The organism is Enterococcus sp. DIV2453a (assembly GCF_050533535.1).
Classification (GTDB): Bacteria; Bacillota; Bacilli; order Lactobacillales; family Enterococcaceae; genus Enterococcus; species Enterococcus faecalis.
The window spans coordinates 685,024-699,541 of sequence record NZ_CP172899.1; the positions used below are offsets into that span (position 1 = coordinate 685,024).

Sequence of the window (14,518 nt, forward strand, 5' to 3'; positions counted from 1 at the left end):
AAGATTGAGCCTAAGTCCTTGAGATACATGGCTCAATCTTTTTTGTAGAATCAGAGTAAATACTGTAATTCCACAAAGAATTCATTTAAAAGTGTTTGGTCTTTAAAGGAATTCATTCGCTTAAAGATGGCCAGTAAGACTTCTTTTTGTGGTTCAGTTAATTGATCTACTTTTAACAAAGGAAGAAAAGCGATAATCAGAGAATAATCCAATTCTGGATTTTGAGAATGTGTAAATAATTCATGGAGTTCTGACAAAATAAACGGATGATAATAAGATTGGTCAGACTGTTCTTCTGCAGTTGTTGGTTCATAAATAGAAATACTCTCTCGGGAATGAGAGGGGGCTTCTACTGTTAAAGGAAAAGCATAAAAGGACTGCTGTAACTTTTGCGCTTGAATCATAATTTTTAAGGAATCGTGATAGGATAGCTGTTCTTTAGATAAACGTACCATCAACTGAGTAAAAAAAGGTGGTTTTAGCAGTTGTTTATTTTGAAAATTTTCTTTTAATAGCTGGCGCACAAATCGATAAAAATCACCATAAAGTAGCCAATCTACTGTTGTGTCACAGGCTTTAGCGATTTTTTTTAAGTATCGTTTATTGGGTAAATTCAAACCTAATTCCCAGTTACTAATTGTACTTCCACTAGATAAACCAATTTTATTGGCTAAATAACGTAAAGTGTACTTCTTCTTTTTTCGAGCTTCACGCATGCGCGCCCCGACTTGCTTTGTAGTAATTTTCATTGAAACACTCCTTTTGTAATAAATATGAGGATAAGGTGTTCTTAAAATATACATACGCAAAATTCGGCTCTTTTTTTTTTCTAAACTAAAAAAAGTAATTATTTCTAACAATTTTCATCTTGTGCTATGCTTAAGATGAAAATACTTAAGAAGAGAAGGGATCATATGTCAGCAAAACATAATCATGAACAACACCAGGAAAAACAGCCAACAGTGTCCCACGATAAAATGAATCACATGAATCATGATATGGCGCATGAACAAATGGCTATGTCACACCAACATGAAGGAATGAAGGGAATGGACCATTCAATGCATATGGGGAATTTTAAACAAAAATTCTGGCTGTCATTGATTTTAGCTATTCCGATTATTGTTCTTTCACCAATGATGGGTTTTCAATTACCTTTTCAATTTACTTTTCCAGGTTCTGATTGGTTGGTCTTAATTTTAGCAACTGTGCTATTTTTTTATGGTGGACAACCATTTTTAAGTGGCGCTAAAATGGAATTACAGCAAAAGAGTCCAGCAATGATGACTTTAATTGCGATGGGGATTTCGGTATCATATTTTTACAGCTTATATGCGTTTTACATGAATCATTTTACGAATCAGGCCCACGTGATGGACTTTTTCTGGGAATTAGCCACTCTGATTGTTATTATGCTTTTAGGCCATTGGATTGAAATGAATGCTATTTCTAATGCTGGTGATGCCTTGAAAAAAATGGCTGAACTGTTACCTGACACAGTCAAACGAATGACTGAACATGGGGAAGAAGAAATTCCTTTGCAAGATGTTCAAGAAGGCGATCGCTTGATTGTTCGTTCGGGAGATAAAATTCCGACAGATGGTAAAATTTTGAAAGGAAGCACAACAGTCGACGAATCGATGGTTACAGGGGAATCAAAAACAGTAGAAAAAAACATTGGTGACTCCGTGATTGGTGGAGCAGTCAATGGCAACGGAATGATTGAAATTTCAGTAACTGGCACGGGTGAAAATAGTTACCTGTCAAAAGTTATGGAGATGGTTAAACAAGCGCAGTCGGAAAAATCAAGACTAGAATCCATTTCAGACCGTGTAGCCAAGTGGTTATTCTATATTGCCTTATTCGTAGGTGTGTTAGCATTTATCGGTTGGTTACTCGTAACGAAAGATTTGTCTCTAGCATTTGAACGAATGGTTACAGTTTTTATTATTGCCTGTCCCCATGCGTTAGGCTTAGCAATTCCTTTAGTGATTGCTAGAAGTACCTCCATTGCTGCTAAAAATGGCTTACTTTTAAAAAATCGGAATGCATTAGAACAAGCCAATAAGGTTGAATATGTGTTGCTGGATAAAACTGGAACTTTAACAGAAGGACAATTTACAGTTATTGGCTTAGAATTAATGAGTAAGCAGTTTACTAGAGAAGAAGCACTTAAATATATTGGGGCATTGGAAAAAAATGCAAATCATCCGTTGGCAATTGGAATCATGAACTATTTAAATAAACAAGCCGTTCAACCTTATGAAGCCCATAATCTGCAAGCTTTATCAGGCGTAGGACTGGTTGCTACTGTTCAAAACCAAGAAGTCAAAATAGTCAATGAAAAAGAAGTTGCACGGTTACAGTTAACCTTCGATGAAACAATTAAAACAAACTATCAAGAGCAAGGAAATACCTTGAGCTATTTAATCATCGCTGGTCAATTAGTCGCACTGCTTGCTTTAGGAGATAAAGTCAAACCAGAAGCTAAAACATTTATTGCAGAGTTACAAGCGCAAGGAATTACGCCAGTCATGTTAACAGGGGATAATCAAACAGCTGCCAGTGCAGTTGCTAATTATTTAGGAATGAAGGAATACTACGCAGAGCTCTTACCAGAAGATAAAGAAAAAATTGTGCAACAGTATCTTACTGAGGGGCATCAGGTCATGATGGTAGGAGACGGTATTAACGATGCACCAAGTTTAGCCCGTGCTTCAATCGGCATTGCGATAGGCGCTGGTACAGATGTAGCGATTGATTCGGCAGATGTTGTACTGACGGATAGTGATCCTAAAGATATTTTAAGGTTCTTAGATTTAGCCAAACAAACACGACGTAAAATGATCCAAAATCTTTGGTGGGGAGCTGGGTACAATATTGTCGCCATTCCTTTAGCGGCTGGGGTTCTTGCACCAATTGGGATTGTTTTAAATCCAGCTGTAGGTGCTGTCTTGATGTCATTAAGTACAATTATTGTAGCAGCAAATGCTATGACACTGCATATTTCAAAAAAATAATTCGATATAATTGTAGAGAGCGGAAAGTAATCAATACTTTTTGTTCTCTATTTTTTTCTTCTTAAAAAAATTTTTGCCTTATTTGACGTATTCTTATAACAAGGGAGTGAAAGGGGACGATATATGGATTTCAAGGAATTATTGTCTTTTGAACATAAAAATATGTTGGAATTGTTGGATTTACTGCAACAAGAGCAGACATTTTCTGTTTTGATGGCTGCAGAAAAACTAAAGGTGAGCGACAAAACCATCCATTGTTACATTCAACGTTTTGAAAAAAAGCAGGAAACGTTTAAGATAGAAGGGCTTTGTAAGATTTATACAACGACCAAAGGAATTGTAAAATATCGTGAATTATGCGTTTGTGGCTTGGCTCGATTTAGACAAAAATTTTGTTATTTTATTCCCGAATTTTATATTTTACGTTGTCTAATTGAAGAGCGAATCAATTATGTGCAATTGACCCAGGTATTGGGATTACAGGAATCAACTCTTCGGAAGAAACTTTCTAATATTCGACGTTGGCTAGTTAATTTTGATATTATTGTACGTCAAAAACATTACGATTTAACTGGCAATGAATGGCAAATTCGACAGTTAATCCTTTGTTTTTATTTGTTTTTTCAAGAAAGCTGTCTGGAAGAAAACAGAGAAATGACTCGGAAAATCATTACCTTTTTTGAGTTGGATTTAAATGTAGCACAACAGAATCATCTTAGTTGGCTAATTTATATTTGGGAGAAACGATATAGAGGCGGGCATGAAATTTCAGTGCCAAATGCTAATTTATTTCAACAAACAAGTGCTTTTTTTTATTTATTTCGTGTGGAAGTGTTGAGCACTTCTTTTATGTCTCTTAAAGAACAAAAAGCGTTATTTGTGATTCTTGAAGCACATTTTGGTGGTTGTTTTGGCAAGAGAGCGCGAAAGTATTTTATTCATGAGCAAATGAAAATAGAAAGTTTATGCTTAAAAACAGCTATTTTTATTATGAAAGAAATTAGGAGAAATTTTACACAACATCATTTTAATTATCAAGAAATTCATTTATGTCGATTTTTAAGTACGCATATGAATAGTTTATTAGACGGACAAGCATGGTTGCCAGCTCATAAACAGGAACAAACACTTGCTGCTCGTTATCAACAAACCTGGCACAGATTACAAAAACTTATTAGGCTTTTAAAACGCCTATATCCAGTCTTTACTTCAGTAAAAGAACGGGAATTGACGAGTTGCTATTTTTATCACATCCTAGATTTATTTGACCCGATTTTATATGAAAAAAAATATATTATTTGCCTATTGACGGACTTTCCTCCAGAAAAGGAACAAGCGTTGGGACAATCTATAAAAAGCTATTTCAGTGAAAAAAAGAATATTACAATTATTTATGGAAAACCAACGTATCAACTTCACCAAGCACATCTAGTAATCGTCAATCATTTGTTTCAGATGAACGTAGCGCTTTCTTCTGAGACAGTTGTTTATTTGCCAGAGGAATTATCTCCTGCTTTTTTTGAAAAAGTCGAAGCGAATCTATCGTAAGAAGTCCAATTTTGTCTAAATAGTGTTAAAATGAAGAAGTAAGAGGAATGGATGAGGAGGATATTAAAATGAAACAACTGCAATTTGGTACAAGTGACGAAACAGTTTCTTCGGTTATCTTAGGATGTATGCGCTTAAATGGTGCTGAAAATCCTCAACAGGTAATTGAAACTGCTTATGATCATGGCATTACATTTTTTGATCACGCCGACATTTATGGTGGCGGCGACTGCGAAACCATTTTTGGTAAGGCCTTAAAAGAAAGTACCATTCGTCGTGAAGATATTTTTATACAAACGAAATGTGGGATTCGTCAAGGCTTTTTTGACTTTTCAAAAGCACATATTTTAGAAGCGGTTGAAGGGAGTTTACAGCGTTTAGGTGTAGATTCAGTCGATGCATTATTGTTGCATCGTCCAGATACTTTAGTAGAACCAGAAGAAGTAGCTGAAGCTTTTCATTTATTAGAAAAACAAGGGAAAGTTCGCTATTTTGGTGTAAGTAACCAAACGCCAGGACAAATTGAACTTTTAAAAACAGCTGTTAAACAACCATTATTAGCCAATCAATTACAATTTGGCATCAAGCATACTGGCATGGTGGATCAAGGCTTACAAACAAATATGGAAATATCAGGAAGCATTGATTATGATCATGGTATTTTAGATTATTCACGGTTGAAACAAATGACTATTCAAGCATGGTCACCGTACCAATATGGTTATTTTGAAGGTGTCTTTATTGGAAATGAAAAATTCCCTGAGTTAAATCAAAAATTAAGCGAATTGGCTGAAAAATATCAAACAACGCCAACTGGCTTAGCCAGCAGCTGGATTCTGCGCCACCCTGCTAATATGCAAGTCATCGCAGGAAGTATGAATCTTGGTAGAATTGAAGAAATTGCTAAAGCAGCAGACATTGTGATTAGTCGCGAAGATTGGTACGATATTTATCGTGCAGCGGGAAATGTTTTGCCGTAAAAAAGATTCTCATACTTGTGAAGATCCAGCGTGTATTGCTGATTGATTTTGGTATTTGATATAGTTGTCACTAAGGAACTATGTCAAATACCTTTTTCTTTCATTCTGCAATCGCCGTCTACTGCAAATTCTGTAGTTTTTTGTTAAAATAGAAAGGAAACTAGTTTGCTAAAGATGAGGGGAAAAAAATGACCAAAAAAAAATTATTACTCGTTGATGGAAACAGTGTAGCCTTTCGTGCATTTTTTGCGCTACATAACTCATTAGAACGATTCAAAAATAAGAACGGCTTGCATACAAATGCTATTTATGCATTTAACAATATGTTTGAAAATGTAATGCAAAAAGAAATGCCTACTCATGTTTTAGTCGCTTTTGATGCAGGGAAAACCACATTCAGAACAGAATTTTATTCAGAATATAAAGCCGGACGTTCAAAAACACCGGGGGAATTTAAAGAACAAATGCCGTATATTCGTGAACTTTTAGAAGGTTTAGGCGTAAAATATTATGAACTACCTAACTATGAAGCAGATGATATTATTGGTACATTAGCCAACAAAGTTGATAAAGATGAATTTGATGTTGTTGTGTTATCAGGGGACCGAGATTTGACGCAATTAGCGACGGACACTGTCAAAGTAGATATCACTGTTAAAGGAGTTAGCGATATTGAATCATATACGCCTGAGCATATTGCTGAAAAATATGATGGGTTAACGCCTAAGCAAATTATTGATATGAAAGGGTTGGCTGGCGACACGTCGGATAACATTCCAGGTGTAACGAAAATCGGTGAGAAAACCGCGATTAAGCTGTTAAAACAATATGGCTCAGTTGAAGGGGTTTATGAGAATATCGATGAAATGAAAAAAAGCAAAATGAAAGAAAACTTGATTAATGATAAAGAGCAAGCCTTTCTTTCTAAACGTTTAGCGACAATTGAAGTCAATGCACCAGTCGAAGTCAATGTGGAAGACTTGGCATATGAAGGGAAAAACTTAGAAAAATTGGTTCCTTTTTATAAAGAAATGGACTTTAAACAATTTTTAGCTAAGTTGGACATTACAGAAGAACCTGTTGAAATGGAAGATATTTTATTTGAAGTAGTCGAAGATCAGTTAACCAATGAAATGTTTACAGACGATATGGCTCTTTATGTTGAGATGATGGAAGATAACTATCATACGTCACCGATTGTCGGCCTTGCTTGGGGCAACAACAAGAAGATTTATACCACGAATAATTTAGCTGTTTTTGAAAGTCAGCCATTTATCGATTGGTTGATGGATGAGACACGTAAAAAAAATGTCTATGATGCAAAACGGACGTACGTTGCACTAAATCGCTATGTAGGAAAAATGACAGGGATTGCCTTTGATGTTTTATTGGCTGCTTATTTACTTGATACCAATGACAATAACGCTGATATTGAAGGTGTAGCACAACATTACGGATATGATGCGATTCAATCTGATGAAGCGATTTATGGAAAAGGGGCCAAAAAAGGCTTGCCAGAGGACGAAGAAGTTTTCTTTGGTCATTTAGCACGTAAGATTAAAGCAATTCAATTTTTAACAAGCAAATTAGATAGCGAATTAACAGAAAAGAATCAAGCTGATTTATTCTATAAAATGGAATTACCACTTTCTCGTATTTTAGGCGATATGGAAATAACTGGTATCCGTGTTGATGCCACGCGCTTAAAAGAAATGCAAGTAGAATTTTCAGAACGTCTGAAAGAAATCGAAGAAAAAATCTATGCAGAAGCTGGCGAAGAATTTAATTTGAATTCACCTAAACAATTAGGCGTTATTTTATTTGAAAAAATGGGCTTACCTGTGATCAAAAAGACGAAAACCGGCTATTCAACAGCGGTAGATGTTTTAGAACAACTAAAAGAACAAGCACCAATTGTGGCAGATATTTTAACTTATCGTCAAATTGCCAAAATTCAATCGACCTATGTTGAAGGACTCTTAAAAGTAATTCAGCCAGATAATAAAATTCATACTCGGTATGTACAAACACTGACACAAACAGGACGATTAAGCTCAGTAGATCCCAATTTACAAAACATTCCTATCCGTTTAGAAGAAGGCCGAAAAATTAGAGAAGCCTTCGTACCAAGAGAGGATAATTGGTTGATTTTCTCTTCTGATTACTCTCAAATTGAGTTACGTGTGCTCGCGCATATTTCTAATGATGAGCATTTAAAAGAAGCGTTTGTGGAAGGACAAGATATCCATGCCAGCACTGCAATGCGAGTTTTCGGTGTTGAAAAAGCAGAAGATGTCACACCTAACATGCGTCGTCAAGCTAAAGCAGTGAATTTTGGAATTGTCTATGGTATCAGTGATTATGGCTTGTCCCAAAACTTAGGCATTACTAGGAAGCAAGCACAACAATATATTGACACCTATTTTGAAAAATATCCAGGCGTGAAGCAGTATATGGAAGAGATAGTCCGCGATGCCAAAGACAAAGGCTATGTGGAAACATTGTATCATCGCCGTCGTTATTTAAGTGATATTAATTCAAGAAACTTTAATCTACGTTCGTTCGCTGAACGTACAGCGATTAATACACCGATTCAGGGAAGTGCCGCAGATATTTTAAAAATTGCGATGATTGAAATGGCGCGTCGTTTAAAAGAAGAAAAATTACAAGCGACAATGTTATTACAAGTGCACGATGAATTAGTTTTTGAAGTACCAGAATCAGAATTAGAACAATTAAATCAACTCGTCAAAGAAGTGATGGAGCACGCAGTTTCCTTACATGTGCCACTTATCACCGATAGCAGTTGGGGAAAAACATGGTATGAAGCAAAATAATAGCTTACCCATTAAGAACGATGAATAAAATAAGGATAAGTAGGATCTGGACGTTGATATCTAAGCGTTCAGACCTCTTTATATAAAGGAGCAAAAATAATGCCAGAATTACCAGAAGTAGAAACAGTGCGAAAAGGACTTGAAAAACTTGTTGTAGGAAAAACCATTCAAGAAGTCATTGTTTTTTGGCCAAGAATTATTGAATCACCAGAAGTTGATGTATTTCAAGGTCAATTAGCTGGTCAAACGATTGAAGGGATTGAGCGAAGAGGAAAATTTCTGATTTTTAAATTGTCTGATAATGATATGATTTCTCACTTACGGATGGAAGGAAAATATGAGTTTCATCAGGCTGATGATGAAATTGCCAAACATACCCATGTAATGTTTACTTTTACAGATGGCACGCAATTACGTTATTTAGATGTACGGAAATTTGGCCGTATGACATTGGTTCCTAAGAATCAAGGTCATCAATATAAAGGGATTTTAGCTTTGGGCCCAGAGCCAACACCAGACGTTTTTCAATTAGCTGCTTTTCAACAAGGATTGAAAAAGCATCATAAGGCAATTAAGCCATTACTGTTAGATCAAAAGCTAGTGACGGGCTTGGGGAATATTTACGTAGATGAAGCACTTTGGCAAGCGCAAATCCATCCAGAACAACCAGCAGATTCCTTAAAACCTGCGGAAGTTGCTACGTTGTATCAAGCAATCATTGACGTCTTGGCACGCGCTGTTGAAGCAGGTGGAACCACCATTCGCACCTATCTAAACGCGTTAGGAGAAGCAGGGACTTTTCAAGTAGCGTTGAATGTCTATGGGCAAACAGGCTTACCTTGCAATCGTTGTGGTACGCCAATTGTTAAAACAAAAGTGGCACAACGTGGTACGCATTATTGTCCACAATGCCAACAATTGAAAGGTCGTCGATTGAAATGACAAAAGTTTTAGGCATTACAGGAGGGATTGCGACAGGTAAAAGTACGGTTGTTGCTCTTTTTAAAAAAGCGGGTTATCCAATTGTTGACGGCGACATTATCGCCCGAGAAATTGTTGCAAAAGGGCAACCAGCCTTAGCCGCAATCGTTGAAACTTTCGGACCAGAAATAGTATTAACAACTGGTGAATTGGATCGGAAAAAGTTAGGACAATTAATTTTCGCTAGTCCTCAAAAAAGAGAGCTGTTAAATGAAACGCTGAAACCTTTTTTAAGAAAAGAAATTTTACGTCAAATTGAAGAAGCTAAAAAGAAAGCCGCCCTGGTTATTGTTGATATTCCTCTGCTTTATGAAGCTCATTATGAGGCGATCATGGATCAAGTTGCTGTGGTATATGTACCAGAAAAGATTCAAAAAGAGCGTCTGATGGCCCGAAACCAATTAACAGAAGAAGAAGCGCAACAACGAATTGCTAGCCAATGGCCGATTGAAATGAAAAAAGAACGAGCAGATATCGTGTTTGATAACCAAGGAACTAGAGAAGAAACGGAACAGCAAGTGAAGAAGTGGCTAGAGAAATAAACTGGAAAGAAGTGAATATTTTTTAAATGGCGTAAAATGTTTTGAAAATTTCAGAAAAAACAGTGAAAGTCTTTGTTTTTATTAAAGAATGGCAAAGATTCAACTAAGAACCAGTTCTAAAGACCTAGTAATAGCGCAATTTCATGTTATAATATAGGCAACAAAAATTATACAGAATAGAAGAGGTGAACGTTATGCGTTGTCCAAGATGTCATCATAATAATTCCCGTGTTATTGATAGCCGTCAAGCAGATGATGGACGTGCAATTCGCCGTCGTCGTGAATGTGAAAATTGCAGTTATCGGTTCACTACATTTGAAAGAATTGAAGCGGCGCCATTACTTGTAATCAAGAAAAATGGGGATCGTGAAGAATTTAATCGTGATAAAATTTTGCGTGGGCTCATTCGCTCTGCGGAAAAAAGACCTGTTGCTATGGAACAAATGGTTCAAATTGTCGATAATGTTGAAAATCGAGTGCGTAGTTTAGGGGAAAATGAAGTCTCTACAACGCTTATCGGTGAATATGTGATGGAAGATTTAGTCAATCTAGATGAAATTGCCTACATCCGCTTTGCGAGTGTTTATCGACAATTCAAAGATATGAGCGTGTTTTTGAAAGAGTTACAGGACATTGTCGACAAAGCAAAATCTTCTTCTCCTGACTCAGAAAATTAAAAAGGAGGTCTTTCTTTGAAAGGAAATCGGCAAAGAATCCAACCAAAAAATATTTTTCAAGCGGTTATTGATTCACCGCTTTCTGATCAAGAGAAAGAGGTTTTAACCTTTTTATATCAACCAATTGTCGGCGCCAATGCGTTTAGTTTATATTGGCTTTTGTTATCTGAAACAACAGATTCAGAGGAGAATGGCTCGCTGTTTCATGCAGATTTAATTAGTTTGCTGGACTTGAGTTGTCAACAATTAGAAGAAGCTTGCTACAAATTAGAAGGCATTGGGTTGCTAGAAACGTATAAAAAAACAGATCGGGAATTAGGAGATTGTTATTTATATTATTTAAAAGCACCTGAAACAGCCGCTCGTTTTTTTAAAGATGAAGTGTTAGCTTTAGTGTTATTTAATCGGGTTGGACAACGGAAATTTGATCAATTAGTGCAAAAGTTCCAACCGCATCCTACCAAAACAGAGGGCTATCAAAATGTTTCCGCTAGCTTTCAAGAGGTTTATGCCTTTAAAGAAGAACAAATTGTTTCCGAAGCGAACCGATTGACAACGATTCAAGAAACTTTTTCTCAACAAGAAAAAGCGAAGAAAATTTCTGTATCAACAGATTCTTTTGATTGGCACTATTTTGTGGAAGGTTTGCACCGCTTAGGTTTACAATTGCCTGAAGATGAGGCTAGTTTTCAAGAAGAAGTCTATGTTTTTCATCAATTATATGGCATCAATGAGTTAGATATGGTAGACTTTGCTTCGAAATCATTTGACTATTATACAAGTCGAATTTTGCCTAAGGAATTAGTGCGAACGATTCATCAAGCGTTTGATCCTGATAAAAAACCACAACCAACAAACATAGTGACAAACAAGCAAGTACAATTGACGGTGGAAGAGCAACAAACGTATCGATATAACGCATTAAAAATGAATGGTTTTTCTGAACTGGATATTCAAATGATTATGGATAGTGAAAAGAATCCGCCTATTCAATATTTAGAAGCTTTAAAAAATAGTCGAGGCGGCTATACGACACCACAAGAACGTTCATTAGTGAAATATTTGGTTGCTAAATCAGGCTTACCGACTAGTGTGATTAATATTTTGATTAACTATGTTTACAATATTCAACAACAACCGACTTTAAAAGCGGAGTATGTGAATCGAATTGCGAATGAATGGGGACAAAGTGGCATTCATTCACCAGAAAAAGCAATTGAACATGTCAGAGAATTGGCTAAACAAAGCCAAAACAAACAAAAACAGCGACAACAAAATTATTCAGGGAAACGCCAAACTGTTCGACAAGAGCGATTGCCAGAATGGGCCGATCAGCCAAACGATGAAACAAAACTTTCCCCAGAAGAACAAGCCGAGTTAGATCGACAAATTCAAGAATTTTTAAACCAAGGAGGTGACCAATGATGGAAGACGTAGGAAAAGAAATGTCAAAAATTATCCAGAAGCGTGACATCAATGAACGATATGAAGAGCTAGTTAACGAAGTATTGAAAGATCAAGATGTTCAAGCCTTTATACAAGCAAACCGAGAGCGTTTAACCGATGAAGATATTCGTAAAAGTTATGCTAAGCTGTATGAATTTGTTCAAGAAAAAAAGAAATTTCAATTAAACGATCCGGCAATGATTGCCCCCGGCTATGAGCCAAGATTAATGTTGAATTTTCATTACATTGATGTAACATATGTCCCAACGGCTGATTTAATCGCCCGTCAGAAGGAAGAAGAAATTCGTAATCGAGTAAGGGCAATGGACATGCCAAAAGATGTCCGAGAAGCAAATTTACGAGATTTCGATCCATCTTCTCAAGGTCGAGCCAAAGCGTTAGCAGAAGCAATGCAATTTTTAAGAGAATATCCTGCGACACCAAAAGAATTTCATAAAGGGCTCTATTTACAAGGCCCCTTCGGTGTAGGAAAATCTTTCTTATTAGGTGCGATGGCTAATGCTTTAGCAGAACGTGGATTTACTACGACAATTGTTCATTTTCCAACATTTACAGTAGAAATGAAGCAAGCCATTGGTCGCGATCAAGTTGGTGAAAAGCTCGATGCAGTAAAAAAATCCCCTATATTAATGATTGATGACATTGGTGCGGAATCCATGACTAGTTGGATTCGTGACGACGTTTTAAGCGTAATCTTGCAATACCGAATGCAAGAACAATTAGTTACTTTTTTCTCTTCCAATCTAGATTTAAAAGCTTTAGAAGAGCATTTAACCGTGACGCAACGAGGAGAACAAGAGCCGCTAAAAGCCAGACGAATTATGGAACGTGTGCGTTATCTGTCAAAAGAGATTACGATGACAGGAAATGATCGACGAAACGGTTAAAGCAATCCTTTTATTTTTATGGATTGCTTTTTTTCTTGCGCTTGAAGAGGTAGCGTAAGTTTCGCAAAAACAAGTACTTTTGTGTACACTGACAATAAAGAAGTGAGGAAAAGAGGCGTAACAATGAAGAGAAAACTTTGGATTTTTATTGGGGTATTCGTGGTGCTTCTGGGAGGATATTTTCTTTTGTTTAGAGAAAAATCCTATAAAGTAGAGGTGGAAAAAGTGAATCCAAAAATTCAACGCTTAATGTCGACAGACAAACAACATTTTTTAACAAAACATGAATTTCACACAAAAGAAACCGCTGAACGCAAAGATTTGTTGAAATTTTTTATTGAAACCCGGCTCAAAACAGACGGCGGTTTTTTAACCAATTATTTACCAGATGCTGAACGCAAAGATGTCGCCACAGGACATGAGTTGCTAAGTGAGTCTTCGGGTCTATATTTGCGTAATTTAGCTTTTGATACGCAGGGACGTTTTGATAATTTTTACAAGCAGACGAAAGACACCTTTTACGACGGCGTCCAATTTAGTTACCGAATTGACGAGCAAGGCAATAAATACAATGTCAATGCCTCGATTGATGATTTACGGATCATTCGTTCATTAATTGAAGCAGGGGGGCATTTTAAAACAGATCAGTATGATCAAGAAATTAAAAAATTAGGCAAGAGTTTTATGGAAACCTCTATGAAAGATAATATTCTAATTGATTTTTACGATAGTAAATCAAAACAACAGTCTTCAGAAACTTCTTTGTTTTATATTGACTTAATTACGCTGGGTTATCTATACAAAGAATTTGGGATTTCAGCAGACTACTTGCAGTATCATTACCAATTAATAGACGATGGCTATATTTCTGATGATTTACCTCTTTATCAAACGAAGTTTAATCATCAAACAAATAAATACGAAAACAACGGAACACTTAATATTATTGAATCTTTATTAACGATTGTCCATTTAAGTGAAGTGGGTATGGCGAAGCAGACTAGTATTGATTTTGTGCGAAAACAAGTTCAGCAAGGAACGCTTTTTAACTCGTATGATTTAAATGGATCGCCCGTGGATAAAAATCAATCTGCAGCTAGTTATGCGATAGCGGCTTTAATTGGTGTTGCCGAAAATGACAAAGAGTTGTATCGTGCGGCAATTACAGTACTTAATAATTTTCAAATTATGGATTCAAGCAGTCCGATTTATGGAGGATTTGGTGATAAAGTTACGAAACAAGTCTATTCCTATAATAACTTAATGGCTCTTTTGGCCTATGATTTCTAGATGAGGTGAAAGCATGGAAAAGATCAAAAAACACATGAACTCGGCTTTTAAATGGTTGAGTCGTTATATTTCTCCAAGTCTTTTGGCCGTTTTAGGGATTGGGTTAGTGACAAGCATTTTGTTATTTGTTTATCCGATTAATGGCTTGGGAGATAATGGCGAGTATTTTCGTGTGTTAAATTCAAGCAGTCCGATTTATGGAGGATTTGGTGATAAAGTTACGAAACAAGTCTATTCCTATAATAACTTAATGGCTCTTTTGGCCTATGATTTCTAGATGAGGTGAAAG

General features: G+C 36.3%; 12 protein-coding genes. 11 read left to right on the top strand and 1 reads right to left on the bottom strand.

Features of this window, described 5'->3' with window-relative positions; genetic code table 11:
- Positions 1–50 precede the first annotated feature (50 nt).
- A complete protein-coding gene (locus IGK03_RS03390) occupies positions 51–749 on the bottom strand; it encodes a helix-turn-helix domain-containing protein (protein ID WP_430602468.1) in 699 nt (232 codons plus the stop codon).
- 126 nt (positions 750–875) lie between these two features.
- On the opposite strand from IGK03_RS03390, the gene IGK03_RS03395 reads away from it, so the two are divergent.
- The 11 genes from IGK03_RS03395 (at position 876) to IGK03_RS03445 (ending at position 14,506) form a co-directional block, all read left to right on the top strand.
- On the top strand, positions 876–3,020 hold the full coding sequence (locus tag IGK03_RS03395) for a heavy metal translocating P-type ATPase (protein WP_202334785.1): 2,145 nt from the start codon (positions 876–878) through the stop codon (positions 3,018–3,020).
- Between the two features lie 123 nt (positions 3,021–3,143).
- On the top strand, positions 3,144–4,568 hold the full coding sequence (locus IGK03_RS03400) for a helix-turn-helix domain-containing protein (protein WP_202334786.1): 1,425 nt from the start codon (positions 3,144–3,146) through the stop codon (positions 4,566–4,568).
- Positions 4,569–4,636: 68 nt separating this feature from the next.
- Positions 4,637–5,548, top strand: a complete 912-nt coding sequence (locus tag IGK03_RS03405) for an aldo/keto reductase (RefSeq protein ID WP_002355754.1) — start codon at positions 4,637–4,639, stop codon at positions 5,546–5,548.
- 188 nt (positions 5,549–5,736) lie between these two features.
- Entirely contained in the window at positions 5,737–8,385 is a 2,649-nt protein-coding gene (gene polA, locus IGK03_RS03410; RefSeq protein WP_002355755.1) for a DNA polymerase I, read from the top strand.
- Positions 8,386–8,484: 99 nt separating this feature from the next.
- Positions 8,485–9,327, top strand: a complete 843-nt coding sequence (gene mutM, locus IGK03_RS03415) for a DNA-formamidopyrimidine glycosylase (protein ID WP_010713835.1) — start codon at positions 8,485–8,487, stop codon at positions 9,325–9,327.
- Complete coding sequence (gene coaE, locus IGK03_RS03420; protein ID WP_430602470.1) at positions 9,324–9,908, top strand: dephospho-CoA kinase; 585 nt, start codon at positions 9,324–9,326, stop codon at positions 9,906–9,908. The genes mutM and coaE overlap by 4 nt, the downstream gene beginning before the upstream one ends.
- A gap of 194 nt (positions 9,909–10,102) precedes the next feature.
- Entirely contained in the window at positions 10,103–10,585 is a 483-nt protein-coding gene (nrdR, locus tag IGK03_RS03425) for a transcriptional regulator NrdR (RefSeq protein ID WP_002381296.1), read from the top strand.
- A gap of 15 nt (positions 10,586–10,600) precedes the next feature.
- Positions 10,601–12,010: a replication initiation and membrane attachment family protein gene (locus IGK03_RS03430; RefSeq protein WP_010713833.1), complete on the top strand. Its 1,410-nt coding sequence runs from the start codon at positions 10,601–10,603 to the stop codon at positions 12,008–12,010.
- Positions 12,010–12,939, top strand: a complete 930-nt coding sequence (dnaI, locus tag IGK03_RS03435; protein ID WP_002355760.1) for a primosomal protein DnaI — start codon at positions 12,010–12,012, stop codon at positions 12,937–12,939. The genes IGK03_RS03430 and dnaI overlap by 1 nt, the downstream gene beginning before the upstream one ends.
- An 81-nt stretch (positions 12,940–13,020) precedes the next feature.
- Positions 13,021–14,229 carry a hypothetical protein gene (locus IGK03_RS03440; protein WP_002390400.1) on the top strand — a complete coding sequence of 403 codons (1,209 nt, stop codon included), beginning with the start codon at positions 13,021–13,023 and terminating at the stop codon, positions 14,227–14,229.
- 13 nt (positions 14,230–14,242) lie between these two features.
- Positions 14,243–14,506, top strand: coding sequence for a hypothetical protein (locus IGK03_RS03445; protein ID WP_430602612.1), 264 nt, complete (start codon positions 14,243–14,245; stop codon positions 14,504–14,506).
- Positions 14,507–14,518 lie beyond the last annotated feature (12 nt).